23 protein-coding genes are annotated in these 25,587 nt (G+C 57.0%); 5 read left to right on the forward strand and 18 right to left on the reverse strand.

Annotated elements, in window-relative coordinates:
• Window positions 1-56 precede the first annotated feature (56 nt).
• The 3 genes from dusA to KFZ77_RS17715 form a co-directional block, all read right to left on the reverse strand.
• Window positions 57-1,055, reverse strand: coding sequence for a tRNA dihydrouridine(20/20a) synthase DusA (gene dusA / locus KFZ77_RS17705; RefSeq protein WP_264384941.1), 999 nt, complete (start codon window positions 1,053-1,055; stop codon window positions 57-59).
• Between the two features lie 88 nt (window positions 1,056-1,143).
• A complete protein-coding gene (locus KFZ77_RS17710; RefSeq protein WP_031521397.1) occupies window positions 1,144-2,421 on the reverse strand; it encodes a conjugal transfer protein TraF in 1,278 nt (425 codons plus the stop codon).
• Between the two features lie 161 nt (window positions 2,422-2,582).
• Window positions 2,583-3,071 (reverse strand): cupin domain-containing protein, encoded by a 489-nt coding sequence (locus tag KFZ77_RS17715; protein ID WP_264384942.1) that lies wholly within the window; start codon window positions 3,069-3,071, stop codon window positions 2,583-2,585.
• Between the two features lie 103 nt (window positions 3,072-3,174).
• On the opposite strand from KFZ77_RS17715, the gene zur reads away from it, so the two are divergent.
• Window positions 3,175-3,690, forward strand: coding sequence for a zinc uptake transcriptional repressor Zur (gene zur / locus KFZ77_RS17720; RefSeq protein ID WP_031521394.1), 516 nt, complete (start codon window positions 3,175-3,177; stop codon window positions 3,688-3,690).
• A 76-nt stretch (window positions 3,691-3,766) separates the two neighbouring features.
• Here the strand turns inward: zur and KFZ77_RS17725 are convergent, their stop codons facing one another.
• The 4 genes from KFZ77_RS17725 to KFZ77_RS17740 form a co-directional block, all read right to left on the reverse strand.
• Window positions 3,767-3,976 carry a CsbD family protein gene (locus KFZ77_RS17725; protein WP_031521392.1) on the reverse strand — a complete coding sequence of 70 codons (210 nt, stop codon included), beginning with the start codon at window positions 3,974-3,976 and terminating at the stop codon, window positions 3,767-3,769.
• Between the two features lie 229 nt (window positions 3,977-4,205).
• Window positions 4,206-5,525 carry an MATE family efflux transporter DinF gene (dinF, locus tag KFZ77_RS17730; protein ID WP_264384943.1) on the reverse strand — a complete coding sequence of 440 codons (1,320 nt, stop codon included), beginning with the start codon at window positions 5,523-5,525 and terminating at the stop codon, window positions 4,206-4,208.
• Window positions 5,526-5,605: 80 nt separating this feature from the next.
• Window positions 5,606-6,214 (reverse strand): transcriptional repressor LexA, encoded by a 609-nt coding sequence (gene lexA / locus KFZ77_RS17735; protein WP_031521388.1) that lies wholly within the window; start codon window positions 6,212-6,214, stop codon window positions 5,606-5,608.
• A 109-nt stretch (window positions 6,215-6,323) separates the two neighbouring features.
• Window positions 6,324-6,692, reverse strand: coding sequence for a diacylglycerol kinase (locus tag KFZ77_RS17740; protein WP_031521386.1), 369 nt, complete (start codon window positions 6,690-6,692; stop codon window positions 6,324-6,326).
• Window positions 6,693-6,822: 130 nt separating this feature from the next.
• On the opposite strand from KFZ77_RS17740, the gene plsB reads away from it, so the two are divergent.
• A complete protein-coding gene (plsB, locus tag KFZ77_RS17745) occupies window positions 6,823-9,246 on the forward strand; it encodes a glycerol-3-phosphate 1-O-acyltransferase PlsB (protein WP_264384944.1) in 2,424 nt (807 codons plus the stop codon).
• Between the two features lie 483 nt (window positions 9,247-9,729).
• On the opposite strand, the gene ubiA is transcribed toward plsB, so the two are convergent.
• The 5 genes from ubiA to malK form a co-directional block, all read right to left on the reverse strand.
• Window positions 9,730-10,602 (reverse strand): 4-hydroxybenzoate octaprenyltransferase, encoded by an 873-nt coding sequence (gene ubiA / locus KFZ77_RS17750; RefSeq protein ID WP_031521383.1) that lies wholly within the window; start codon window positions 10,600-10,602, stop codon window positions 9,730-9,732.
• Entirely contained in the window at window positions 10,602-11,111 is a 510-nt protein-coding gene (gene ubiC, locus KFZ77_RS17755; RefSeq protein WP_264384945.1) for a chorismate lyase, read from the reverse strand. The genes ubiA and ubiC overlap by 1 nt, the downstream gene beginning before the upstream one ends.
• Window positions 11,112-11,264: 153 nt before the next feature.
• The gene (malM, locus tag KFZ77_RS17760; protein ID WP_264384946.1) at window positions 11,265-12,236 is read right to left on the reverse strand and encodes a maltose operon protein MalM; all 972 of its coding nucleotides are present in this window, start codon (window positions 12,234-12,236) and stop codon (window positions 11,265-11,267) included.
• A 123-nt stretch (window positions 12,237-12,359) separates the two neighbouring features.
• A complete protein-coding gene (locus tag KFZ77_RS17765) occupies window positions 12,360-13,676 on the reverse strand; it encodes a maltoporin (protein WP_031521378.1) in 1,317 nt (438 codons plus the stop codon).
• Window positions 13,677-13,720: 44 nt separating this feature from the next.
• Window positions 13,721-14,830, reverse strand: coding sequence for a maltose/maltodextrin ABC transporter ATP-binding protein MalK (malK, locus tag KFZ77_RS17770; RefSeq protein WP_264384947.1), 1,110 nt, complete (start codon window positions 14,828-14,830; stop codon window positions 13,721-13,723).
• Between the two features lie 366 nt (window positions 14,831-15,196).
• On the opposite strand from malK, the gene malE reads away from it, so the two are divergent.
• The 3 genes from malE to malG all read left to right on the forward strand — a co-directional run bounded on the left by malE (window position 15,197) and on the right by malG (window position 18,948).
• Window positions 15,197-16,387, forward strand: a complete 1,191-nt coding sequence (malE, locus tag KFZ77_RS17775) for a maltose/maltodextrin ABC transporter substrate-binding protein MalE (protein ID WP_264384948.1) — start codon at window positions 15,197-15,199, stop codon at window positions 16,385-16,387.
• A 114-nt stretch (window positions 16,388-16,501) separates the two neighbouring features.
• Entirely contained in the window at window positions 16,502-18,046 is a 1,545-nt protein-coding gene (gene malF / locus KFZ77_RS17780; RefSeq protein ID WP_264384949.1) for a maltose ABC transporter permease MalF, read from the forward strand.
• A gap of 11 nt (window positions 18,047-18,057) precedes the next feature.
• A complete protein-coding gene (gene malG, locus KFZ77_RS17785) occupies window positions 18,058-18,948 on the forward strand; it encodes a maltose ABC transporter permease MalG (protein ID WP_031521371.1) in 891 nt (296 codons plus the stop codon).
• A gap of 81 nt (window positions 18,949-19,029) precedes the next feature.
• Here malG and psiE read toward each other — a convergent pair whose 3' ends face one another.
• From psiE to pgi, 6 genes are all read right to left on the reverse strand, one after another.
• Window positions 19,030-19,443: a phosphate-starvation-inducible protein PsiE gene (gene psiE, locus KFZ77_RS17790; protein WP_031521369.1), complete on the reverse strand. Its 414-nt coding sequence runs from the start codon at window positions 19,441-19,443 to the stop codon at window positions 19,030-19,032.
• Window positions 19,444-19,666: 223 nt separating this feature from the next.
• Window positions 19,667-21,763 carry a YjbH domain-containing protein gene (locus KFZ77_RS17795; RefSeq protein WP_264384950.1) on the reverse strand — a complete coding sequence of 699 codons (2,097 nt, stop codon included), beginning with the start codon at window positions 21,761-21,763 and terminating at the stop codon, window positions 19,667-19,669.
• Window positions 21,763-22,500, reverse strand: a complete 738-nt coding sequence (locus KFZ77_RS17800) for a capsule biosynthesis GfcC family protein (protein ID WP_264384951.1) — start codon at window positions 22,498-22,500, stop codon at window positions 21,763-21,765. The genes KFZ77_RS17795 and KFZ77_RS17800 overlap by 1 nt, the downstream gene beginning before the upstream one ends.
• On the reverse strand, window positions 22,497-23,135 hold the full coding sequence (locus KFZ77_RS17805) for a YjbF family lipoprotein (RefSeq protein WP_264384952.1): 639 nt from the start codon (window positions 23,133-23,135) through the stop codon (window positions 22,497-22,499). The genes KFZ77_RS17800 and KFZ77_RS17805 overlap by 4 nt, the downstream gene beginning before the upstream one ends.
• Before the next feature lie 60 nt (window positions 23,136-23,195).
• Complete coding sequence (yjbE, locus tag KFZ77_RS17810; RefSeq protein ID WP_072001997.1) at window positions 23,196-23,444, reverse strand: exopolysaccharide production protein YjbE; 249 nt, start codon at window positions 23,442-23,444, stop codon at window positions 23,196-23,198.
• A 369-nt stretch (window positions 23,445-23,813) separates the two neighbouring features.
• Window positions 23,814-25,463, reverse strand: coding sequence for a glucose-6-phosphate isomerase (gene pgi / locus KFZ77_RS17815; protein WP_031521362.1), 1,650 nt, complete (start codon window positions 25,461-25,463; stop codon window positions 23,814-23,816).
• Between the last annotated feature and the right edge of the window lie 124 nt (window positions 25,464-25,587).

Below are 25,587 nucleotides of genomic sequence, written 5' to 3' on the forward strand. Positions count from 1 at the left end.
AAAACGCCCCGTGCAAAAGCACAGGGCGTGGTCAAATTCACTATCTTTTAGCGTGATTAACGCCGACCTGCAACCTGCTGCAGCGCGTTCTCCAGCACCTGAATATCAGCCCCTGGCTTATGGGCGTTCTCGCTGAGATAACGACGCCACTGACGCGCACCGGGAATGCCCTGGAACAGGCCAAGCATATGGCGGGTGACGTGCCCGAGGTAAGTTCCCTGGCTTAATTCACGCTCGATATAGGGATACATGGCGCGTACAACGTCGAACGGGTCGCGGTCGCTGCCTGCCACGCCGAAGATCTCACGGTCAACCGTCGCCAGAATACCGGGGTTCTGATAGGCCTCACGCCCGACCATCACGCCATCGAGATGCTCAAGGTGCGATTTCGCATCGGCCAGGGTTTTAATACCGCCGTTAATCGCCATCGTCAGATGCGGGAAGTCGCGCTTGAGCTGCCAGACGCGTGGGTAGTCCAGCGGCGGGATCTCGCGGTTCTCTTTCGGGCTTAAGCCGGAGAGCCAGGCCTTGCGGGCGTGGATGATAAACATCTCACACTCGCCGCGCCCGGAGACGGTGTCGATAAAGTCACAGAGAAATTCGTAGCTGTCCTGCTCATCAATGCCGATACGGGTTTTAACGGTAACCGGAATCGACACCACATCACGCATCGCTTTTACGCAGTCGGCCACCAGCTGGGCATCGCCCATCAGGCAGGCACCGAAACGACCATTCTGCACACGGTCAGAAGGGCATCCGACGTTAAGGTTGATCTCATCATAGCCACGCGCTTCGGCCAGCTTTGCGCAGTGCGCCAGCTGCGCCGGATCGCTGCCGCCAAGCTGCAGTGCGACCGGGTGCTCCTCTTCGCTGTACGCCAGGTAATCCCCTTTGCCGTGAATGATGGCCCCGGTGGTGACCATTTCGGTGTACAGCAGCGTATGCTGCGTCAGCAGACGCAGGAAATAGCGGCAGTGGCGATCGGTCCAGTCGAGCATCGGCGCGATGGAAAAGCGGTGTGCGGGAAAAGTCGAAACGGGGTTTTCAGGCAACATAGTGGCTACAGGTTCGGTTTACCGGTCAAAAACAGGGGCAGCACTATAGCATAAAAAAGAACCGGAGGCGTGAGCCTCCGGCATCGCATCAGAAGGTGAGGCTCAGCTGTGCCCCGGCCCCCCAGGTTTCGTCTTCACCCACCATCCCGGCGAGATCGACACGTACTTTTTCGAATGGTGCAAAGCCCACACCGGCGGTGACGACGTCGGCATCATTATCTTTGACGTCCGCCCGGTAACCGGCACGCAGCGCCAGCCAGCTCAGCGGACGAATTTCGCCACCGACGCCAACATACTGTGAGTCATCTTCACTCTTGAAGTGTTTGGTTGGCGTCAGATCGCCATCGGCGCTGAGCGTAACCAGATCGTTTTGCCAGGAAACGCCGGCGGTCACCAGCGGACGGATCTGATAGGTATCCTTGAAGCCGTTAACCTCTTTAGTGTCGAGGTCGCGCGACATCAGGTTTTGCCCACTTAACCCGACGCTCCAGTTCTCACTGAGATCGGCCGCGATACCAGCGTCAACGTTGAATCCGGTGTCATCCTTACGATAGCGGCTGTTACGCAGATCGCTGCTGTCGTAGTTGTAGATGGACGCGGAATAGTTATACAGCCAGGTTTGCTGCAGTTTCGGCGTCACGCCCAGGGAGACCGGCACACCGCCGATATCAAACTTTTTCGCCACCGCCACGCCGTAATCGGTGACGATAGCTGCACGACCAAATGCCGACGAGCGCAGGTTGTCGGTGATGGCATCTCCGCCGTTAATCACCGCGTCGAGGATCTCGCCCCCGGCGAATAGATCGTTATTCTGGATATTACGCAGATAGGTGATGTCGTTCGGATCGACGTCCGAGCTGATGCGCGCGTGGGCATAAGCTTTGGTAACAAATGCCACTGACAAGACATCGTTCGGAATGCTCACCGCCACGCCTGCCGCAGCGCTGGCGCGAGCCGATTTACCATCAAGATATTCAAGCTTGTCTGCCAGCTCGCCCGCTGCGCCCTGGAACTGGCGGAAACGGGTGCCGATATTCAGCAGATCCTCTGGCCCCAGGCTGTCAACGATATCGTCGTAGTAATCAATACGATCGTTAATCTCATCGATTTCATCACGCAAATTATCCGGGTCGGTAATTTGCGCCTGAACCGAAGGCAAGATCACCGTAATGTCATCCTCGGGGTTGGCTTTCGCCAGTAACGCCGGGTTGATTAACACACCACTGCCATAGCGGGCTGACGCAACGCCCGTTCCACCCATCGCATCGTTACGTGCTTCCGCCCAGTTATTTGCTGCATTTGCCTGGTGCGCAAGTACCAATGAAAGTGCGATAGATATCACCGAAGGTTTGATTATTTTTTTCACAGTGTACCGTCTTATTATCAGATGAAGACTTATACCCCCGCCTTTTCAAGCGGCCAGAGGCTGGTGATTGCTGTGTTACCGAATCAAAACGGGTATGACCCAAAAAGTTCCCGACTTCCCTGTACTTTTTTTATGTTACTCAATGTATATAGACGAGGGTTTCATTTTCGTGAAGGTTTGCCGTTATGAGATGTAAAAATCTGGTGGGGAGGGTCAATCCAGCGATCCGGGCGCGTGGCGGCATAGTCGGGGTTTAACGGATAATAAACACGGTTGCTGGATTTATTGGCTTCGCCAATGACTAACAGGCGAACCTCGCTGTCGGTATTATTGATAAAGGTATGGCAAATCCCTGTTCCGGCAGGAAAAGCGATGCTGTCGCCCGGCTCAAGCGGCCAGAGCTCGCCGTTGATCCATGCTTCAGGAAACCCTTCCAGCACAAACACGAACTCCTCTTCAGCGCTTTCGGCATGAGGATAAGAAGTACGGCGGCCCGGTGGCAGGCGCTCGTGATGGATCCCGAGCCGGGAGAGACCAAGGCTTCGCGCCAGCGGTGCGCCGATGGAAAACCGCTCCGGGCTGTCCGGATAGGCTGAATCGTCTTCCCCTTCGAGTTCGCGCCAGTGGCGGATAAATTCAGGACGTTTCATCATTAACCTCGCGAATGGTTGAGCGGCACCGAGCAGAAGTGCTGTCTCGGAGTTTTATCAGCTTTGTGATAAAGTAACACCCTACTTTTCCCGGAGGTTGCTGATGGATATGACCACATCTCAAAACGTGTTAACGCAGGCCGAAAAGCTCTGTCTGCAGCGTAATGTGCGCCTGACGCCACAGCGCCTTGAAGTGTTGCGTCTGATGACGCTGCAAAAAGGGGCGATCAGCGCTTACGATCTGCTGGATTTGCTGCGCGAGAGCGAACCGCAGGCTAAGCCGCCCACCGTTTATCGTGCGCTGGATTTTCTGCTTGAGCAGGGGTTTGTGCATAAGGTGGAGTCCACCAACAGCTATGTACTGTGTCATCTGATCGATCAGCCGACCCATACTTCAGCAATGTACATATGCGATCGCTGTGGGCAGGTCAAAGAGCAGAGCGCAGATGGGGTAGAAGATATTCTCCAGGCCGTCGCGGCGCGGATGGGCTTTGCCTTACGGCACAATGTGATTGAAGCACACGGGTTGTGTTCTGGCTGTGTTGAAGTGGAAGCCTGCCGCCATCCTGGTGCATGCGACCATGACCATTCAGTGCAGGGAAAAAAGCGCGGGAAGTAGTGAAGGCGTTAAGTGGTACATCCTTGTACCTGGGCTGGGTAGGCCCCGAGGGTCAGCACAATTGAGTTAGCGTGCTTTACCAGCGATAGTTATGACGGGTTTCCCAGTCAGTAACCTGCTTGTCAGCCTCGTCTTTGCTGTTGCCGTAGCGCTCCTGGATCTTACCAACCAGCTGATCGCGCTTACCTTCAATGACAGTCATGTCATCGTCGGTCAATTTACCCCATTGTTCTTTCGCTTTACCTTTGAACTGTTTCCAGTTACCGCCGACTTCGTCTTTATTCATGATAATGTCCTCATCGTTCGGTTTATGAGATTGCGTTTATGAACCGTCCTGACATTCATCTCATTTCCTGCTGGACGTGATAATAATTGTAGACGAGCCTGCGGGAACGGGGCGGTGATTCGGAATATTTAACCATTTTCACTCCCGGGCGCATGAAAAATGACCATGAAAGGGCTGCAAAATCAGGAAGCTGGAGGCTGCTTAAAGCCCGGTAAAGGGATGTAACTGACTATGTAAACCAGCGGTCTTGTTGCCAGAAACGCCGCCACATCCAGCCCAGCGTCACCCCTCGCAGCGCCAGGAAGACGCACAGCGCCAGCCACAAACCATGATTACCCAGCAGCGGAAGTGACAGCAGCGTCAGGGCAAACCCCAGAGCGGCCAGCGCCATGCTGTTACGCATCTCACGGCCACGGGTGGCGCCAATGAACATACCGTCCAGCAAATAACACCAGACACCCACCAGCGGCAGCAGGATTTGCCACGGCAGATAGTGCCCGGCAAGCTGCCGCAGGCTGTCGATGGAGGTCAGCATGGCGACAATGGTGGAACCGAAACAGGCATAGACCAGGGCAAATGCCAGCGCGACAATCCCTGCCTGCCGGCAGGCGGCGCGCCAGACATCAAGCAGCGAGGAGCGATCGCGCGCGCCAAATGCGTGCCCGGAATGCGCTTCCACCGCATAGGCAAAACCGTCGAGCGCATAGGCCGTAAAAGTGAGGAGCGTCATCAGCACAGCATTCACCGCCACCACCTCGCCGCCCAGCCGCGCCCCAAGAACGGTAATGGAACCGAAGCAGAGCTGAAGCAGCAGCGACCGCAGCATAATGTCGCGGTTAAGCGCCAGCAGCTTACGCATATTCCCGCGCCATGCCGCTTTCAACATGGTTACGCTGACACCCCGCAACCGCAGGACTTTCCACGCCATCAGCAGGCCGATAAGGAAGGTGACATATTCGGCGATAACCGTTGAGAGCGCCGCGCCCTGCACGTTCATCTGCATCCCCATCACCAGCCACAGGTCGAGCACGATGTTGAGCAGGTTACCCACTACCAGCAGGATCACCGGTGCACGGGCATACTGCACGCCCAGCAACCACCCGAGCAGCACCAGATTTGCCAGCGAGGCGGGCGCGCTCAGCCAGCGGATCTCAAGAAAGCGGCGCGCCTGAAGCAGCACGTCGTCGCTACCACCGGTGATGTGCAGCGCAAGATTGATAAGCGGGGTACGCAGAAGAAAAATAGCGAAGCCGGCAATAAGCGCCAGCATCAGGGGCTGTACCAGCGCCCGCGCCAGCCCGGCGGGGTCTTTCGCACCGAACGCCTGGGCCGTCAGCCCGGTGGTGCTCATACGCAGGAACAGCAGCAGCATAAACAGGAAGCTGGTTGCCATTGACCCTACCGCCACGCCGCCAAGATAGGCTGCGCTGTCGAGATGACCAATCACCGCCGTATCCACCAGGCCAAGCAGCGGCACGGTGATATTCGAGAAGATCATTGGCAGCGCAAGACGCCACAACGCTTTATCAGTGGAGGAGAAGAACGACATGCTGCCCCGAACTGGTAATGAGGTCAGAAGGCTAACCTCACGGCAACACGCGGCACCATGAGGTTAAAATCAGAGGGAGATTACAGCCACTCGCCGTTGCGGATCACACCCACTGCCAGGCCTTCGATAGTGAAGCTCTGTTCGCGCAGGTCAACCACGATAGGATCGAAGTCGCTGTTTTCAGGCAACAGCTGAACGATGTTGCCCTGTTTTTTGAGACGTTTTACGGTCACTTCATCTTCGATACGCGCCACCACAACCTGGCCGTTACGCGCTTCTTCGGTTTTATGCACCGCCAGCAGATCGCCATCCATAATGCCGATGTCTTTCATCGACATCCCGCTGACACGCAGCAGAAAGTCTGCGCTCGGCTTGAACAGGGACGGGTCAACCTGATAGTGACCTTCGATATGCTGGGAGGCCAGCAGCGGTTCACCCGCCGCAACGCGACCAATCAGCGGCAGCCCTTCAGCTTCTTCAATGAGCAGACGAATGCCGCGCGATGCGCCTGAAACGATCTCAATGACGCCTTTACGCGCCAGCGCTTTCAGGTGCTCTTCCGCCGCGTTCGGGGAACGGAACCCCAAACGCGCTGCAATTTCCGCACGAGTAGGCGGCATGCCGGTCTGGCCGATATGATCCCGAATGAGATCGAACACCTCTTGCTGCCTGGTCGTTAACGCTTTCATTCCGCCCCCTGGGTGTATATACAGTTATGCTGTGAGTATATACAGTCAAAGGCGACTTTGGAACCACAAAATGCGCAAAAAACCAGACACACGGCCCGTTCTGGAAAGGTTATCGCAAATGCTGCCAAAGTAGCGTGCCCCAGGTGATAAGAGCGGTGATGATAGACAGCAGTACCGCACCGGACCCCATATCTTTGGCACGCCCGGAAAGCTCGTGGAATTCCGGCCCGATTCGGTCCACTACCGCCTCAATGGCGCTATTAAGGATTTCGACAATCATGACCAGCAAAACGGAACCGATCAGCAGAACGCGCGTGATGGCATCAACATCCAGCCAGCATGCAATCGCAATTGCCACAACTGCCGCGACGGCCTCCTGGCGGAAGGCGGCTTCATTTTTCCAGGCTGCGCGATACCCTTTCCAGGAGTAGCCTGCAGCTTTGATAATACGGGTTAACCCGGTGGTGTTATTCGCCATGAAAAGAAACCTTTTTGAATTCTGAGCGTCAATGCTTTTACGTCGCCTTCAGCGCAGCACAGAAATTCCCAACGGATTCTGATATTCTTGCGGCGCGATTGCATTATTAACCAGAGGCTTTACATCGTTTATGTCCGGTTGGCCACGAATTTACTACAAATTACTGAATTTACCATTAAGTGTCCTGGTAAAGACCAAGTCTATTCCGGCAGACCCCTGCGCCGAATTAGGGCTGGATACCTCTCGCCCTATTATGTATGTGCTGCCCTATAACTCTAAGGCAGATTTGCTGGCGCTGCGCGAACAATGCCTGGCGCATGATTTACCCGACCCGCTTGAACCGCTGGAAATCGACGGCGCTATTCTGCCGCGCTACGTGTTCATTCACAGCGGGCCGCGCGTGTTCACCTATTACACGCCGAAAGAAGAGTCTATTAAGCTCTTCCACGACTATCTGGATTTACACCGCAGCAACCCGAATCTCGATGTGCAGATGGTGCCGGTTTCGGTGATGTTTGGCCGCTCTCCGGGCCGCGAAAAGGGTGAGGTTAACCCGCCGCTGCGCATGCTGAACGGCATTCAGAAGTTCGTCGCTATCTCCTGGCTGGGGCGCGACAGCTTTGTGCGCTTCTCGCCGCCGGTTTCGCTGCGCCGCATGGCCACCGAGCACGGCACCGATAAAATTATCGCGCAAAAGCTGGCGCGCGTGGCGCGTATGCACTTTGCCCGCCAGCGTCTGGCCACCGTTGGCCCCCGCCTGCCGGTGCGTCAGGATCTGTTCAATAAGCTGCTGGCGTCAAAAGCGATTGCCCGTGCGGTAGAGGACGAAGCGCGTACCAAAAAGATCTCCCATGAAAAGGCGCAGCAGAATGCCGTCGCGCTGATGGAAGAGATCGCGGCTGACTTCTCCTATGAAGCTATTCGCGTGAGCGATCGCGTGCTGGGCTTTACCTGGAACCGTCTCTATCAGGGCATCAACGTTCATAACGCTGAGCGCGTACGTCAGCTGGCCCACGACGGTCACGAGATCGTCTATGTGCCCTGCCACCGCAGCCATATGGACTATCTGCTGCTCTCTTACGTGCTCTATCACCAGGGGCTGGTACCGCCACACATTGCTGCGGGCATCAACCTGAATTTCTGGCCCGCTGGCCCGATTTTCCGCCGTCTGGGCGCGTTCTTTATCCGTCGTACTTTTAAAGGCAACAAGCTCTATTCCACGGTGTTCCGTGAGTACCTCGGCGAACTGTTCAGCCGCGGCTACTCGGTTGAGTATTTCGTGGAAGGCGGACGCTCCCGTACCGGTCGCCTACTGGATCCGAAAACCGGCACGCTTTCGATGACCATTCAGGCGATGCTGCGCGGCGGCACGCGTCCGATTACGCTGGTGCCGATTTACATCGGCTACGAGCACGTCATGGAAGTGGGCACCTATGCCAAAGAGCTGCGCGGCGCTACGAAAGAGAAAGAGAGCCTGCTGCAGATGGTGCGCGGGCTGAGCAAGCTGCGCAATCTCGGCCAGGGCTATGTCAACTTCGGCGAGCCGATGTCGCTGACCTCATGGCTGAATGATAACGTGCCGGAGTGGCGCGAATCGGTTGACCCGATCGAAGCGATACGTCCGGCGTGGCTGACGCCAACCGTCAACGGCATTGCCAGTGAACTGATGGTGCGCATCAACAACGCCGGTGCGGCTAACGCCATGAACCTCTGCTGCACAGCCCTGCTTGCGTCACGCCAGCGTTCGCTGACCCGCGAACAGCTTACCGAGCAGCTGAACTGCTATCTCAGCCTGCTGCGTAACGTGCCGTATGCCGCGGACGCGACCGTGCCTGCTGCCACCGCCGATGAGCTTATCGATCACGCGCTGCAGATGAACAAGTTCGAAGTTGAGAAAGATACCATCGGCGACATCATCATCCTGCCGCGCGAGCAGGCAGTGCTGATGACGTACTACCGTAACAACATTCTGCACATGCTGGTGCTGCCATCGCTGATTGCCGCGATTGTTACCCAGCACCGCAACATCAGCCGTGAAACGCTGCTGAGCCAGATTGAAGTTATCTATCCGATGCTGAAAACCGAGCTGTTCCTGCGCTGGGATAAATCAGAGCTGGGTGGCGTCATTGATGCCCTGCTGGAAGAGATGCTGCAGCAGGGGTTAATCGTCGCCAACGGCGAGCAGCTTCAGCTTAATCCGGCACGCTCACGCACGCTGCAGCTGCTGGCTGCCGGGGTGCGGGAAACGCTTCAGCGCTACGCCATTACCTTCTGGCTGCTGAGCGCTAACCCGGCGATCAACCGCGGTACGCTGGAAAAAGAGAGCCGTACCGTGGCTCAGCGCCTGTCGGTGCTGCACGGCATCAACGCGCCGGAGTTCTTCGACAAAGCGGTCTTCAGCACGCTGGTGCTGACGCTGCGCGACGAAGGTTACATCAGCGATACCGGAGATGCCGATCCGACCCGCACCATGGCGATTTACCAGCTGCTGGGCGAGCTGGTGACCTCTGACGTGCGTCTGACTATTGAAAGCGCCTCGGCGCAGACCAGCTGATAGCCATTCACTGAGCCAATAAAAAAGGCGGGGTTTTCCCGCCTTTTTCGCCTCCGTAACCCACGTAGGGTGGGTAAGAGCAGCGCACCCACCTTCGGGAAGCGTCGTGGCGGGTGCGCAGGCTTACCCGCCCTACAAAGCATTCACTAAGCCAACAAAAAAGGCGGATTTCTCCCCCCTTTTTTGTCTCCGTAGCCCACGTAAGGTAGGTAAGCGCAGCGCACCTACCTTCGGGAAGCGTTGTGACGGGTGCGCAGGCTTACCCGCCCTACAAAGCATTCACTTAGCCAATAAAAAAGGCGGGGTTTTCCCGCCTTTTTCGTCTCCGTAACCCACGTAGGGTGGGTAAGCGCAGCGCACCCACCTTCGGGAAGCGTCGTGGCGGGTGCGCAGGCTTACCCGCCCTACAAAGCATTCACTAAGCCAATAAAAAAGGCGGGGTTCTCCCGCCTTTTTCGTTTCCGTAGCCCACACAGGGTGGGCTTAACGCGTCAGGTAGCTGACCGCAATACCAATAAACAGCGCCATCCCTGCGTAATTATTGTTCAGAAACGCGCGGAAACAGGCCTCGCGCTCGCGTCCGGCGGTGATACGCTGCTGATAGATAAACAGCGCGCCCGCCACTGCCAGCGAAGCGTAGAACACCCAGCCCAGCCCGTTCAGCCAGCCTACCGTCGCCATCAGCGCCAGTACCATAATTTGCAGGATGCCGATAATCATATTGTCGAAACGTCCAAACAGGATTGCCGTGGATTTCACGCCGATTTTCAGGTCGTCGTCACGATCGACCATCGCATACTGGGTGTCATAGGCTACGGTCCAGCAGATGTTGGCGAAGAACATCAGCCAGCAGCTCAGCGGCAGCGTTTCGCTGACGGCGGAAAACGCCATCGGGATCGACCAGCCAAACGCAGCGCCCAGCACCACCTGCGGCAGATGGGTGTAGCGTTTCATGAATGGATACATCCATGCCAGCCCCAACGCAGCCACCGACAGCAGGATGGTCATCAGGTTCAGCGTCAACACCAGCGCAAAGGCGAGCAGCACCAGAATAATGAACAGGTTGCGCGCCTCTTTTTCCGTCACCGCCCCGCTCGGTAGCGGACGATGCGCGGTTCGCTTAACGTGCCCGTCGATTTTACGATCGGCGTAGTCGTTAACCACGCAGCCCGCGGCGCGCATCAGCCAGACGCCGGTGACAAACACCGCCAGGATCCACAGCGGCGGAACGCCGGGTGCAGCGACCCACAGCGCCCACAGCGTCGGCCACAGCAGCAGCAGCGCGCCGATAGGTTTGTCAGTACGCATCAGCCGATGGTAAGCCAGCAGCTTGCTTTGCGTCAGACTCCACTCCATTAGTTTTCCCCTTCATATAGTGGTGATGCTGTCAAAAACAGCTCGGTCAGCAGCAGCGGCTTGCCTGACAGGCGCAGGCGCGAACGTCGCCCCCAGAGCGCATCACGCTGGCCTACCTGAATAAAATCGCGTGTCAGGGTGGATGCGGTAAAAAGGTAGCGCCCGAGCGGCGTGGTACCAAGCTGCTGCAGCGCCAGTTCCGGGCCACTCAGGGTGGACTCGGGGACCAGCGTGCGCCCGGCAAGCCAGGGTTCGCCATCACCGCACAGCAGGATCTCCCGCAGCCAGTAATGCGGTTCTGCGGGCAGCAGCTCAAGGGCATCGCGCGCCATGTCCGGGCCGACAAAACCTTCGTTAACGACAATTACGCTCACCTTTTCGCAGTGCTGTTCGAAGCGTTTGGTCATGGAATCTTCCAGCAACAGCCAGTCGAGCAGTTCGCCGCTCAGGGAGGGGATCTCATCAAAAAAGGACAGTGCGCGAAGCTCCGCCAGCGCAGGGTGGGACATGCGTTTCACTCCGGAAGTCGTCATAACAAGCATTGTAACGCAGAACCGGAACAGGATGGGGAAAGGTGAGGGATAACGCAAGCGTTCGCCACAGGAAAAAGGGTGCGCCGAAGCGCACCAGGTATTGCAAGCATCAGCAATGTGGGGAAACGATCACCCCTTGCCTTTTACACTGCTGATAAAAACAGAACGGGCGGAGGTGGAACCCAGACGCTCGGCTTCATTCAGCAGTTTCAGGGCTTTATCGACATCCCCACTGGCAACGGCCTGCTTGATGGCCTGATTGAAGTAGGCTTCCGTATCGTTCAGTACCGGAGCCGCTTTCGGCGCTGGCGCCTGGGCTGGCACGCTGGCCGGGGCGGGTGCGGCATAAGCCTGGGCCGGTGCCGGGGCGCTGTAAGCCTGCGCGGGCGCAGCGGTATTGCCCACGGTCACCGATGCCTGGCCGGAGGAGCCAAACAGCGGGCCAACCAGAATACTGGAAGCTGAGTTAGTACTTACTTTCAATCTCAGCGTGCCGTCAGCGGTATGACGCGCCACCGGGTCAGCAATGTCAGGCACCGCATTCCCTACGCCCTTCGCATAGGCTTTCGCAGGGTTGGTCATGGTGGTGGTCTGCTGGAGATCCTGCGGTGTGGTAAAGGCCAGCACATAGATCTTCTGCTGCCCTAATGCCGGGGTCAGCTTGATGGTGCCTTCCAGGCGGTCTTCAGACACCACGCCCGGCTCTTTGTATTCGAAGTAGCTCGACGGGAAATAGGCCGCCGGAGAGAGATTCTGATCGAGCACCAGCACGTTCGGTGCGAACACGCTGCGCTGCTTATCGGCCACGCTGGTCAGGGTGATGGTGAGCTCGCCGACATTAGCCGGGACGCTCCAGGCGGCAACTTTCCCGCTGATACCAGGTGCGTTGAGCGACTGACCCGCGCTGGCAAGCACGGCGGTCTGGGTTTGCGACGGCGCAACCGGGGTCCAGACAATCTGTTGCAGCGCCGAGGCCGGGATGGCCGGTGCGGCGGCGGTATTCTGCGGCACGATGTTCACTTCCGCGAAGCCGGTTACGGGCAGCACGGCCAACAGGCTTGCGCTCAGGCAGAGTGCAATGACGCTTTTTTTCATTTTCATTGTGATGACCTCAGATGATGAAGTGAAGCGGTAGCCAGGCAATAGCGCGCTTCACTAAGGCTCTTACTTAATTGAGGGTTAACGAATGAGGGGCAGCGCCCCTCATGTGGTCATGACACAGAATTACCACCAGATTTCCATCTGGGCGCCGAAGGTGACTTCATCGCTGTCGCCACGGCTGGTGGTGCCAAACGGCGTAAAGGTGCCGTTGGTGGCCGCGAAGGAGGTTGCGCTGTCGTTGTCAGCTTTCACGTAGCCCCACTTCTCATCCCACTTGGCATAGGTCGCAAATACACGGATAGCCGGACGAGACCAGATGCTGTTGCCTGCCTGCCACTGCTGCGCAAGGGTGATTTTGTACTGGCTGTTACGCTCGCCCACTTCCTGGGATTTCACGTTGTCGTAGCCCACTTCCATCAGGGTGCTCATAATCGGCGTCCACTTGTACATTGGACGCACGCCGACGGTCCACCAGGTGTTGCCGCGATTGTTGTCACGGTCGGTGTCCTGATACATACCGACGTACATCATGTCCCAGTCATCGCCCAGGCTGATTGAACCGTGGTCGAGGAAGCGAATCATGCTGCCGTCGTTATCGACAGAACCACCGCGCGCCTGGCCTTTACCCTGAGAAATCATAGAGTCGGTAGCGTACTGCACCACGAACTTGTTGAAGCCAGTGCCGATAGTCTGTGTATGTTCAGCGGTGAACATCCAGCCATCTTTGGTCGCGCCCGGCTCAAGGTAGTAGTCGTCAGGAATGTTAGTGTGACCGTAGTCCACGCCCAGCTCTAATGCGCCGTTCGGGTTAGTTTCGATACCAGCTAAACGCACGTCAAAGACATCGTTCGGCACTTCGTTGTTATAGGTTCTGATACCGGTTTCTGGATCAACATCGCCGAATGCGGAAGATCCACCCTGCTCAGATGAACGGGTTGCCGCGAAGGAGAGCTTACCGATACCAACGTCGATGTTTTCCAGACCCGCACCCGGGCCGGAAATATCCCAGTAGTAGAAGTCGATCATGTGCACGTCATGACGCTGATAGAAACGCTTACCGGCCCAGATATTGGCACCCGGCAGCGCATCGATCAGGTCCTTACCGACGACGTTAAATTCGCGAATGGCTGGGGTATTGCTGTCTTCCCAGTCGTTGATCTGATCGGATTTATAGGCAATGTTCGAGTCGAAGTAGAAGCTCTTATCGCCCTCTTTCCACACTTCCTGGCCCAGCTTAATTTCAGCGTAGGTTTCGCACTCATTACCAAGACGATACTTGGCATCGGCACCGGTTGCCTGGAAACATTGTTGCGTACCGCCGCCGCCAGTCCAGCCAATACCGGAACGGGCGTAGCCTTTGAAATCAACAGCGGATGCCTGGGCGGCGAAAATGCCGGCCATTACAGCCACTGCCAGAGGGAGTTTGCGCAGAGTAATCATCGTTCTGTCTCCTGAGACCTTGCTTTTCTTTTGTTATGGAATGCTTAAACGCCTGGCTCTTTATGCAGCCGACGGCACGCGGTTCCATCTTCACGGAACAGATGGCAACGCTCTGGCGGCAAACCGATGGCGAATGTGGCACCCTCTTCTACCAGCACCACGTCATTCTGGCGGTAGACCAGGTTCTGACGAATGGCCGGAATTTGGATATGAATCTGCGTTTCGTGGCCGAGCTGTTCGACAACCTGCACCACGCCTTCCAGCGTGACGTCAGCGATATCGCTGGGCAGCAGATGTTCAGGACGAATGCCCAGCGACATGTTGGCACCCACCTGCACGTTTTCACTGTCAACCGGCAGCCAGACCTGCTGACGGTTCGGTAACTCAACCTGCACCTGATCGATAGCGGTGGCTGTCACTTTCACCGGCAGGAAGTTCATCTTCGGCGAGCCGATAAAGCCCGCGACAAAGCGATCTGCCGGATAGTGGTACAGCTCCAGCGGTTTGCCGACCTGCGCCACGCGCCCGGCATCCAGCACCACGATTTTGTCGGCCAGCGTCATCGCTTCGACCTGATCGTGAGTGACGTAAATCATGGTGCGCCCGAGTCGCTTATGGAGACGGGAAATCTCTATGCGCATCTGTACGCGCAGCGCTGCATCCAGGTTCGACAGCGGTTCATCCAGCAGGAACACCCGCGGCTGCGCCACCAGAGTACGGCCAATGGCGACGCGCTGGCGCTGCCCGCCGGAAAGCGCTTTCGGACGGCGATCCAGCAGGTGTCCGAGCTGCAGCACATCAGCGACCTGGGTGACCTGCTGATTAATCAAATCTTTTTTGGCACCGGCCAGCTTCAGGCCGAAAGACATGTTCTCCGCGACGGAGAGATGGGGATAGAGCGCATAGGACTGGAACACCATGCCGACGCCGCGCTCGGCGGGCGGGACATCGTTCATGCGCGTATCACCAATGTGCAAATCGCCGCTGGTGATGGTTTCCAGCCCGGCGATCATGCGCAGCAGCGTTGATTTGCCGCAGCCAGATGGCCCGACAAATACCACGAACTCCCCTTCCTGAATGTCGAGATTGATATCTTTCGATACCACCACGTCACCCCAGGACTTCGTTACATTCCGCAACTGCACGCTCGCCATGCCTTTCTCCCTTCGTTACAACGGTCAGCCAAAAACAACAATGCCGTGACTATGCGAGCTGACCCGGTTCAGGTAATCCTCCACCCCCATGCTTTTTTATGGGGGAGGAGGCGGGAGGATGAGGGCCGGACGTCTGCCACCGGCCAGGCGCGGCGACAGCGATTTTCGTGACGAAGGTTTTAATTTTCCGCGCCTTTTTGTGTGCGCCTGGACACATAACTCCATTTTATGTTGCCGGGATCACACAACCAGACGGTGGGGCGTAGGCCACAGGAGGATGAGAAGCGCTTGCCAGATACGCAGACTGTGCCCTGTAAAAGCCACCACCTGTATATCCATGTGCACTCAGCAAAAAGGATGGGATCTATGAAAATGAAAACCGGCGTGCGCATCCTCGCCTTGTCCGTTCTGACAACGATGATGTTCCCGGCCTCTGCCCTTGCCAAAATTGAAGAAGGGAAACTGGTTATCTGGATTAACGGCGATAAAGGCTATAACGGCCTGGCCGAGGTTGGTAAGAAATTCGAGAAAGACACCGGTATCAAGGTCAGCGTCGAGCATCCGGACAAACTGGAAGAGAAGTACCCGCAGGTGGCCGCGACCGGCGACGGTCCGGACATTATCTTCTGGGCGCATGACCGTTTCGGCGGCTACGCACAGTCTGGCCTGCTGGCAGAAATCTCCCCGGATAAAGCGTTCCAGGACAAGCTCTACCCGTTCACCTGGGACGCCGTGCGCTATAACGGCAAGCTGATCGCCTACCCGATCTCCGTCGAAGCGCTGTCGCTCATCTATAACAAAGATCTGGTCGCCAACCCGCCGAAAACCTGGGAAGAGATCCCGGCGCTGGATAAAGAGCTGAAGGCGAAAGGTAAGAGCGCGCTGATGTTCAACCTGCAGGAACCGTACTTCACCTGGCCGCTGATTGCCGCAGACGGTGGCTACGCCTACAAGTTTGAGAACGGCAAATACGATGTGAAAGACATGGGCGTGGACAGCGCTGGCGCGAAAGCGGGTCTTGGCTTCCTGGTTGAGCTGGTGAAAAACAAACACATCAACGCCGACACCGACTACTCCATCGCTGAAGCCGCCTTTAACAAGGGCGAAACCGCAATGACCATCAACGGGCCGTGGGCGTGGAGCAACATTGATAAGAGCAAGGTTAACTACGGCGTTGCGCTGCTGCCGAGCTTCAAAGGCAAGCCGTCGAAACCGTTCGTTGGGGTACTGAGCGCCGGGATCAACGCCGCCAGCCCGAACAAAGAGCTGGCGAAGGAGTTCCTCGAAAATTACCTGCTGACCGATGACGGCCTCGACATGGTGAACAAAGACAAACCGCTGGGTGCAGTCGCGCTGAAGTCCTTCCAGGAGACGCTGGCGAAAGATCCGCGCATTGCCGCCACTATGGATAACGCACAGAAAGGCGAAATCATGCCGAACGTGCCGCAAATGTCTGCCTTCTGGTATGCGGTTCGCACCGCGGTGATCAACGCCGTAAGCGGTCGCCAGTCTGTAGATGAAGCGCTGAAAGACGCCCAGGGACGCGTAACGAAGTAAGCAACACGGCGGGTGGCGTTCCGCTCACCCGCCCTGGTCCTGCGGCGTGGTCCGTAGGTCAGGTAAGCGCAGCGCGCCTGACGTCAGTATTCACAGTTGTAGAGGAAGAACCCCATGGATGTTGTAAGAAAGACCCACTGGTGGCAAAGCGATACGCTCAAATGGTCGGTTATCGCGCTGCTCGGCCTGCTGGTGGGATATCTTGTCGTTCTGATGTACGCCCAGGGGGAGTACCTGTTTGCCATCATGACGCTGCTGCTCAGCGCCACGGGGCTCTATATTTTCGCCAGACGTAAAACCTACGCCTGGCGCTATGTCTATCCGGGCCTTGCCGGCATGGGGCTGTTCGTTCTGTTCCCGCTGGTCTGCACCATTGCCATTGCCTTCACCAACTACAGCAGCACCAACCAGCTCACCCAGGAGCGCGCGCAACAGGTGCTGCTGGATCGTCAGTATCAGGCCGGGAAAAGCTACAGCTTTGGCCTCTATCCGTCGGGCGATGCCTGGCAGCTGGCGCTGACCGATGGCGACAGCGGCAAATACTATCTTTCCGACGCCTTTACATTTGGCGGCGAGCAGACGTTAACCCTGAACGAGGCCGACGCCCTGCCCGCCGGCGAACGCGCTACGCTGCGCGCGATCACCCAGAACCGCCAGGCGCTGAGCCAGATCACCGCCCGGCTTCCGGACGAGAGCGAACTGGTGATGAGCTCTCTGCGTCAGTTCTCCGGTACACGCCCGCTCTATACCCTGGCCGGTGACGGCACGCTGACCAACAACCAGAGCGGCGTGAAGTATCAGCCCAATAATGACATTGGCTTCTACGAGTCGGTGAATGCCGACGGCGGCTGGGCGGGCGACAAGCTTAGTCCGGGTTATACCGTGACTATCGGCTGGTATAACTTCATGCGCGTCTTCGTTGACGAAGGCATCCAGAAACCGTTTATGGCGATCTTCGTCTGGACCGTGGTGTTTTCGCTGTTAACGGTGGTGCTGACCGTGGCGGTGGGGATGGTGCTGGCGTGTCTGGTGCAGTGGGAATCCCTGAAGGGCAAAGCCATTTACCGCGTACTGCTGATCCTGCCCTACGCGGTGCCGTCGTTTATCTCGATCCTGATTTTCAAAGGGTTGTTCAACCAGAGCTTCGGTGAGATCAACATGATGCTGAGCAGCCTGTTCGGCATCAAACCCGCCTGGTTCAGCGACCCGAACACCGCCCGCGCGATGGTGGTGATCGTTAACACCTGGCTTGGCTATCCGTACATGATGATCCTCTGCATGGGGCTGCTGAAAGCGATTCCGGACGATCTCTATGAAGCCTCGGCGATGGACGGCGCGGGTCCGTTCCAGAATTTCTTCAAAATTACGCTACCGCTGCTGATCAAGCCGCTGACGCCGCTGATGATCGCCAGCTTTGCCTTCAACTTTAATAACTTCGTGCTGATCCAGCTGCTGACCAACGGCGGGCCGGATCGCCTCGGCACCACCACGCCGGCGGGCTATACCGATCTTCTGGTGAGCTACACCTACCGTATCGCCTTTGAGGGCGGCGGCGGGCAGGACTTCGGGCTGGCGGCCGCGATCGCCACGCTGATTTTCCTGCTGGTGGGTGCGCTGGCGATTGTGAATCTCAAAGCCACACGCATGAAGTTTGATTGAGGAGAAAAACGATGGCTATGGTTCAACCCAAATCTCAAAAGCTGCGCCTGCTGATAACGCATGCCGGGCTCCTGCTGTTTATCGCGGCCATTATGTTTCCGCTGCTGATGGTCATTGCCATCTCGCTGCGCGCGGGCAACTTCGCCACCGGGAGCCTGATCCCGGAGCAGATCTCCTGGGAGCACTGGCGGCTGGCGCTGGGATTCAGCGTTGAGCACGCCGACGGCCGGGTCACCCCGCCGCCGTTCCCGGTGCTGCTGTGGCTGTGGAACTCGATTAAGGTCGCGGCGATCACCGCCATTGGCATTGTCGCGCTCTCTACCACCTGCGCCTATGCATTCGCCCGTATGCGCTTCCCCGGTAAGGCGACGCTGCTGAAAGGAATGCTGATTTTCCAGATGTTCCCCGCGGTGCTGTCGCTGGTGGCGCTCTACGCGCTGTTTGACCGTCTCGGCCAGTACATTCCGTTTATCGGATTAAACACCCACGGCGGCGTGATCTTCGCCTATCTGGGCGGCATCGCGCTGCATGTCTGGACGATTAAGGGCTATTTCGAAACCATTGACGGGTCGCTGGAAGAGGCTGCTGCGCTCGATGGTGCGACGCCGTGGCAGGCGTTCCGTCTGGTGCTACTGCCGCTGTCGGTGCCGATTCTGGCCGTGGTGTTTATTCTGTCATTTATTGCCGCGATTACCGAAGTGCCGGTTGCTTCGCTGCTGCTGCGTGACGTGAATAGCTACACGCTGGCGGTGGGGATGCAGCAGTATCTCAATCCGCAAAACTACCTGTGGGGCGACTTCGCAGCAGCGGCGGTACTCTCTGCCATCCCGATTACCGTGGTGTTCCTGCTGGCCCAGCGCTGGCTGGTCAGCGGGCTGACGGCGGGCGGCGTTAAAGGTTGACCTTGTTATCGTTAAGCTGTGCCACTGCGCGTTCTGTTATCCCTTACTATGATGTTTGTTGCGGCCTGCGGGCCGCTTTTTTTATTCCCGCTTCAGGCGCTTAGAGTTACACAGCCAGAGCGTGATCACCATCAGCAGGATGGCCCCGGAATAGATCAGCACATCCATCGGCGATTTATGGTCGATGATGATCAGCCGGATAATGGCCGTGATGCCGATATAGATGAAATAGCGCAGCGGAAAGTGGAACCCGGACTGGAAGTACTTCACGATCAGCGCGATAAATTCGAAATAGAGGAAATAGACCACCAGCCCTTCCACCAGCTCATACTTGGTGATTTTTTCCCCGTCGCTGAACAGCACGTCAGCGAGGTGCAGCGTCTCTTTACCCAGAAAGATAATCAGGATGATCCCGAGGCATAACAGCGCCAGGTTAAGCACCGTTTGCAGGATGGAAGAGACCCACTCAACGCGCGGGCGTGAAGACGGGAGCATTGAGGACATAGCGCACCTTTATTAACCGAATCGGGAAATCCGTTATACGGTAAAAGTGTGATCCAGATCCACATTATTTGCTTATCTTTAGTGTGCGTTTACCGCAGGAGCGTGGAGGGACAAACGCGGTTATTCGAAAAGAGATGAAAGCAGGTGAAGTTATTGAGATGGCTGACAAAGTAAGACATGAACAGCCCTCTCCGGAGAGAGGGCTGTTCACTGATTAACGGAAGTTAATGCTCTTGTCGCTGGTCATGCTGTAGAGATCGAACTTACGACCCAGCATCTGACCACCGTCACGCGTCAGCGGCGTCCAGCCAATAGCCGCGCGGCTACGGGTTGGCCCGGCGGTGAACAGATCCAGCGGCACAGAGACGTACACCCCTTTGGTGAACTCCCCTTCGCCGTAGGCTTCCGCCGACACGTTGGTGATAGTGGCATACGCCCCCACGACCACGCCGCTGTCGTAATGCTTCGCCACTTCCAGCGTGCTGCCCTTATCGCCTGCCAGATACTGGCCGACGCTGGCCTTGATCAGCACGTCCTGCGCAAACGGCGGCGTCCAGTAGGCGGTCAGGTGACCGGTTTTCACGCTGTAGTCGGTGAATTTCATCATGTCCTGCGCGCTACGCCAGTCACGCTGCTTCACGTAGTTGGCGTTGACGCCCAGCGCCCAGTTGCTGTCCACCGGACGCCACAGCACTTCGGCACCGGCACCGCCGTACATGGTTTCCAGGTAACCGCCGTACACCTGGCCGTAGAAATCATTTCCCAGATACTGGAAGTAGTTGGCCTGAAGGTTGTTGACGTAAACGTTGTTCTTCACGTACTCACGCACCATAGTACGCACGCGCGGCAGCGAGGAGTCGCCCGGCGAGTCGCTGTAGCTGAACTTGTCGTAGTTGTTGGCGATATTGCCAAACAGGCTACCGGTGGTCAGCAGGTGGTCGGTCAGCCACCAGTCAGCGGTGCCCATCAGGCCAACCTGGTACATGTAGAAGCTTTCCGGGCCGCCGAAGGACTGGTTCAGCACCGGGTCAAAGTGAATATCAAAGTCCTTCTTCTCAATGTACCAGCCCTGATCGGTCTGATCCGGCACGATCGGCGTGGTGCGATGCTGCACCAGTTCAGTTTCGTGACCCAGCGGCTCACCTTCCAGATGACGCTTCAGGCTGGCGACATCGGTCTCGGTCGTCACCTGCGGCATATTGAGACGGTTTTCCGTGATGCGGATAGTGCGCACCCCGTCCGGCAGATCGTTCATCACGATGCGGTTGGCACGTTCGATGCCTTCGCGCGAATCACGGTATTTCACCTGTTCGCCGGTGACATACAGCGTGTCGCCTTTCACCTGGATCTGCGGATTGGTCAGCCCGGCATTGTATTTCAGCTGGGTAAGCTGGTTGGCGACTACCGAGTGCTGGAGGATCGCATCCTGCGGCTGCGGACGATATGCCGGACGCGCGTTGTCGTTGTACGACGGACGCAGGTCATTGAAGTTATTGCGCAGCGTCACCCCGAACATCACGGTGTTTCCGCGCTCGTAGCTGACGTTAACGTCGGCCCAGTCGGTGACGCGATAGATGGCCCCGACGTTGAACTTGCGCTTCTGCTCAATCTTGCCAGCGAACTCTTCGCTGTAGTTGTTACCTTCGTACTCGACCTTCAGGCGCAGCGGCTGCCACGGCGTCTGGTATTCAATCCCGCCGAACAGCGCCGCCGGGCCGTGGAACATGTCGCTGCTGTCTACGGAACCGGCGCGCTGGTAGCTGCCGTCGCGATAGCAGAACTTATCGCTGTAGGAGCAGAACGGGTTACGGACGTTGGCATTGGTGCCGAGGTAGCCCCAGCCCATGCCCAGCGTGAAGTCGAATGGCCCCCAGGCCTTACTGGCAACGAGGTATTCGGCATCAAACAGGCCGGTACCGCCGATATCGCGTGCGCCCACCGCCACCTGCGGCAGCCAGTAACCCTCTTCCCACAGGCGCAGTTTGAGATCGAAGGCTTTATCTTTATAGGTCTGGTCGCCGGAGAAGGAGTCAACGTTACTGTAATCACGGGTACGCACATCGGTGTAGCGCAGCGTGGTTTCCAGCCACGGGAACAGCTGCACCGAAGCGGAGTAGTAGCGGTACTGATCGTTATCGCGGTAGTTAAGGCTGATTTCACCCTCGCGCGCCATACGCGCGGTGGGCGTCTGCATCAGGCCAACGCCGCCGAAGTCAGACTGCGACGGGCCAACCGGCGGCGGCAAGGTTTCAGCGTGGCAGGCTGCCGAAACGGCGAGCGCCAGCACGCTGTAGAGACAGGTCTTTTTCATCAATCCGGTATCCGATGGGTCAGAGAGCGAAGGATTTGCGCATTGAGGTCTTCCCAGGTGGAGCTAAACAGGGAATCCGCGAAGCCGACAAAAATGATGCTGCCGGGCATCGGCTCGACATGACGTCGGTTCCAGTACGCCATCGGCGTTTTCTCCGTCCGTCCATCCGGATAAATAATCCAGGCATAACTACGCTCTGCGCCGCTCAACAGGCTGACATCATCCAGATAGTCCACCACCGAGCGGCCCGCGGAGAAGGTGACGCGGCCAGGCTTATTGATCAGGCCAAACAGCGTTACCGTGGAGGGCTGCGCCCCGGCCCACAGCTGATATTGCCCCTCTACCGGTACGTTATCCTGCTGGCGCACGCGTACCCGATCGGGGTCGAGATTGACAATCTGCCGCCCGGTCACCTTGATCGCCTCAAGCTGGGCGCGCAGGCTGTTGATTGCCGCACCGTCATCCCCACCCTCTTCGGCGGCCACCTGGCGCAGCGTATTCAATAGCTGCTTGTGCTGCTGCTCTGCCACGGCCGTCGCCTGGCGTTCGCTAATTACCGCTCCCGGCCACCAGGTGCGCGCCAGCGCCGGCTGGGAAACCACATCCGCCAGCCTTTTGGCACCGCTAATGGTCAGCGGCGCGACGCCCGGTCCCTGCATCACAGTGACCGTGGCATCGGCGAGAACCGCGGTGGAAGAGAGGCAGAAAATGAGCGAAGCGAGTGCTGTGTGTTTCATTCTTTCGCTGCCTTAATCAATGTCATGGTGACAGGAAAATAGTCTGCACCAAGGTACTGTTGCGACTGGCGGATAATGCCCTCGCTATCTATCCAGTAGCGATTGCGCCAGCTTTTATGATCGGTTTCGACCTCTTCAACGAGCACGCGCACCGGCGTCACGCTGCTGCCCACGGTCAGGGTGTCATTGCCATCCCAGCTAAAGGTTGAGCGGGCCGTGGCATAGCGCACGCGCTTGTGTTCGGTCCAGCCGATGGTGCGCGTCCAGCCGGTGCCATCAATGATTTGATTCGGCGTTGCCAGCGGGTCAGCGGAAAGGTTAGAGACGTCAATCAGGTTGTCGCCGCCAAGCAGGGTTTTTACCAGTCGCCCTTTTTGCGTCACCAGCGTCGCCTGGTCCTGCGTTACCCATTTTTGCTGGCCGTTTTCGGCAAACGCCAGCACGACAAACAGCTGTGGTCCGTTGTTCAGCCGGACATACTGGCTGGCATAAGGCATGTTCTGGATGTCGTCATCCGTGAGCTGTACGCCATCTTCGCCAAGCACGCTATTCCAGAGGGTTGTGCCCAACCCTTTAGTGGTGGATGAGCACGCTTGTAGAAGCAGGCACACTAAAATTATCGCAACTCGCTGCACGATATTTCCCCGAGGTCAAAATAACCACACCGAAGTGTGGTTATGGTTAAAACACCCTGATTACTGGGTGGCGGTACTGGTTGTGGTAGTTGTGGTGGTCCCGGTGTTAGAACCATCGCCACCACCGGTAGCAGCAAGTGCCACACCGACTACCGACCCTACAGTACTGGCGCTGGTCGCAGTAGAACTTCCTGCAGACACAGACGTTGCCGCGCTACCTGCTGCTTCACCGACCGCAACCGGATCCGCCCAGGCAGACGAAGCCGCCAGCGAGGATATGGCAAGAATGCCATAAATAATTTTCTTCATAACTATTTCCCTTCATTTAATGAATGGAGAGGTGCCCGAAAAGCTTTTCAGGCGCATTCGAGTATACACAACAACCCCTTCACGTTTACGTGCCGGGGAAATAGCGGAAGCGTTTTAGGACTAGCAGATAATATATATCACAATGGCAATATAATTTAATATAAAAACGTTACATTACAATTAGTTAAAATATAACCATCAGAGCATGAACGTCGGGGTTTTCTGAAAAGGATGGCATGCCATCTGCACAGCTATAGCGACTTTCAGATTAACCTGATCGGTGTGAAGGCGGGGAAATAAGCGACAAGAAGATTAGTCTGAGAATAAGCGCCAGCATTACGCTGGCGCTTTATAAGAAGAAACTATTACTTAAGCGCGCCACGCTTTATAGCGGTTGATCAGCCCGTTGGTGGAGCTGTCATGGCTGTTGATTGCCTGCTCATCGCCCAGCTCCGGCAGGATACGGTTCGCCAGCTGTTTACCCAGCTCTACGCCCCACTGGTCGAAGGTGAAGATATTCAGGATAGCGCCCTGGGTGAAGATCTTGTGCTCATACAGCGCAATCAGCGCGCCCAGGCTGAACGGGGTAATTTCACGCAGCAGGATGGAGTTGGTCGGACGGTTGCCTTCGAACACCTTAAACGGCACCACGTGATCCAGGGTTTTCGGGTCTTTGCCCTGATCGGCGAACTCTTTCTCCACCACATCGCGAGATTTACCAAACGCCAGCGCTTCGGTCTGAGCAAAGAAGTTAGACAGCAGCTTGGCGTGGTGATCCGAAAGCGGGTTATGGGTTTTCGCCGGAGCGATAAAGTCGCACGGTACCATTTTGGTGCCCTGGTGGATCAGCTGGTAGAACGCGTGCTGACCGTTAGTACCCGGCTCACCCCAGATGATTGGCCCGGTCTGGTAATCCACCGGATTGCCGTTACGGTCAACGAACTTGCCGTTGGACTCCATGTTGCCCTGCTGGAAGTAGGCCGCAAAGCGATGCATGTACTGGTCGTAAGGCAGAATGGCTTCGGTTTCCGCGCCAAAGAAGTTGTTGTACCAGATACCGATCAGCGCCAGCAGCACCGGCAGGTTTTTCTCAAACGGGGTGCTGGAGAAGTGCTGGTCCATCGCGTGCGCGCCGGACAGCAGTTCGACGAAGTTGTCGTAGCCCACGGAAAGAATGATCGACAGACCAATCGCTGACCACAGTGAGTAGCGGCCGCCAACCCAGTCCCAGAATTCGAACATGTTGGCGGTATCGATGCCAAACTCGCCGACCGCTTTAGCGTTGGTGGAGAGCGCCGCAAAGTGTTTCGCTACGTGCTGCTGATCGCCCGCCGCTTTCAGGAACCAGTCGCGCGCGCTGTGGGCGTTGGTCATGGTTTCCTGGGTGGTGAAGGTTTTGGACGCCACCAGGAACAGGGTGCTTTCCGGATTCACTTTTTTCAGCACTTCGGCGATGTGGGTGCCATCGACGTTAGACACGAAGTGCATATTGAGGTGGTTTTTGTACGGGCGCAGCGCTTCGGTCACCATGAACGGGCCGAGGTCGGAGCCGCCAATGCCGATGTTCACCACGTCGGTAATCGGCTTACCGGTGTAGCCTTTCCAGCTACCGGAGATAATGGATTCAGAGAAGGCTTTCATCTTCTCCAGTACCGCATTTACTTCCGGCATCACATCTTTGCCATCAACCAGAATCGGCGTATTGCTGCGGTTGCGCAGCGCGACGTGCAGTACAGCGCGGTCTTCGGTGCGGTTAATTTTTTCACCGGAGAACATGGATTTGATAGCGCCTGCCAGATCGGTCTCTTTCGCCAGATCCAGCAGCTTGCTCAGGGTTTCGTCGGTAATGCGGTTTTTGGAGTAATCCACCAGCATCAGGTCGTCGAAGGTAGCGGAGAATTTGCTGAACCGGTCGCTCTCTTTGGCGAACAGATCCGCAATACTCACCGTTTCCATGTCAGCGTAATGTTTCTCTAATGCCTGCCAGGCTGAAGTCTGCTTCGGGTTGATGTTTTTCATAGCAATACTCTTGTGATTTGAGAACTGTGACTGCGGTCGATTGTAGCGCCTGTCACTGGAAGTGCGATGATTTTTATCATGCTGCCCCGCGGAGATCGCACGGTCGTTCAAAGCCCAAAGTATA

Source organism: Siccibacter colletis (assembly GCF_025914095.1).
Classification (GTDB): domain Bacteria; phylum Pseudomonadota; class Gammaproteobacteria; order Enterobacterales; family Enterobacteriaceae; genus Siccibacter; species Siccibacter colletis.

What these genes read in the sequence shown, in the direction of transcription:
- KFZ77_RS17725 (WP_031521392.1), bottom strand. Translation starts at nt 3,976, where the DNA reads ATGAATAAAGACGAAGTCGGCGGTAACTGGAAACAGTTCAAAGGTAAA.
- malE (WP_264384948.1), top strand. Translation starts at nt 15,197, where the DNA reads ATGAAAATGAAAACCGGCGTGCGCATCCTCGCCTTGTCCGTTCTGACA.
- malM (WP_264384946.1), bottom strand. Translation starts at nt 12,236, where the DNA reads ATGAAAATGAAAAAAAGCGTCATTGCACTCTGCCTGAGCGCAAGCCTG.
- malF (WP_264384949.1), top strand. Translation starts at nt 16,502, where the DNA reads ATGGATGTTGTAAGAAAGACCCACTGGTGGCAAAGCGATACGCTCAAA.
- dusA (WP_264384941.1), bottom strand. Translation starts at nt 1,055, where the DNA reads ATGTTGCCTGAAAACCCCGTTTCGACTTTTCCCGCACACCGCTTTTCC.
- pgi (WP_031521362.1), bottom strand. Translation starts at nt 25,463, where the DNA reads ATGAAAAACATCAACCCGAAGCAGACTTCAGCCTGGCAGGCATTAGAG.
- KFZ77_RS17765 (WP_031521378.1), bottom strand. Translation starts at nt 13,676, where the DNA reads ATGATTACTCTGCGCAAACTCCCTCTGGCAGTGGCTGTAATGGCCGGC.
- KFZ77_RS17795 (WP_264384950.1), bottom strand. Translation starts at nt 21,763, where the DNA reads ATGAAAAAGACCTGTCTCTACAGCGTGCTGGCGCTCGCCGTTTCGGCA.
- KFZ77_RS17800 (WP_264384951.1), bottom strand. Translation starts at nt 22,500, where the DNA reads ATGAAACACACAGCACTCGCTTCGCTCATTTTCTGCCTCTCTTCCACC.
- psiE (WP_031521369.1), bottom strand. Translation starts at nt 19,443, where the DNA reads ATGCTCCCGTCTTCACGCCCGCGCGTTGAGTGGGTCTCTTCCATCCTG.
- ubiA (WP_031521383.1), bottom strand. Translation starts at nt 10,602, where the DNA reads ATGGAGTGGAGTCTGACGCAAAGCAAGCTGCTGGCTTACCATCGGCTG.
- ubiC (WP_264384945.1), bottom strand. Translation starts at nt 11,111, where the DNA reads ATGTCCCACCCTGCGCTGGCGGAGCTTCGCGCACTGTCCTTTTTTGAT.
- KFZ77_RS17740 (WP_031521386.1), bottom strand. Translation starts at nt 6,692, where the DNA reads ATGGCGAATAACACCACCGGGTTAACCCGTATTATCAAAGCTGCAGGC.
- KFZ77_RS17715 (WP_264384942.1), bottom strand. Translation starts at nt 3,071, where the DNA reads ATGAAACGTCCTGAATTTATCCGCCACTGGCGCGAACTCGAAGGGGAA.
- zur (WP_031521394.1), top strand. Translation starts at nt 3,175, where the DNA reads ATGGATATGACCACATCTCAAAACGTGTTAACGCAGGCCGAAAAGCTC.
- yjbE (WP_072001997.1), bottom strand. Translation starts at nt 23,444, where the DNA reads ATGAAGAAAATTATTTATGGCATTCTTGCCATATCCTCGCTGGCGGCT.
- dinF (WP_264384943.1), bottom strand. Translation starts at nt 5,525, where the DNA reads ATGTCGTTCTTCTCCTCCACTGATAAAGCGTTGTGGCGTCTTGCGCTG.
- malK (WP_264384947.1), bottom strand. Translation starts at nt 14,830, where the DNA reads ATGGCGAGCGTGCAGTTGCGGAATGTAACGAAGTCCTGGGGTGACGTG.
- plsB (WP_264384944.1), top strand. Translation starts at nt 6,823, where the DNA reads ATGTCCGGTTGGCCACGAATTTACTACAAATTACTGAATTTACCATTA.
- malG (WP_031521371.1), top strand. Translation starts at nt 18,058, where the DNA reads ATGGCTATGGTTCAACCCAAATCTCAAAAGCTGCGCCTGCTGATAACG.
- lexA (WP_031521388.1), bottom strand. Translation starts at nt 6,214, where the DNA reads ATGAAAGCGTTAACGACCAGGCAGCAAGAGGTGTTCGATCTCATTCGG.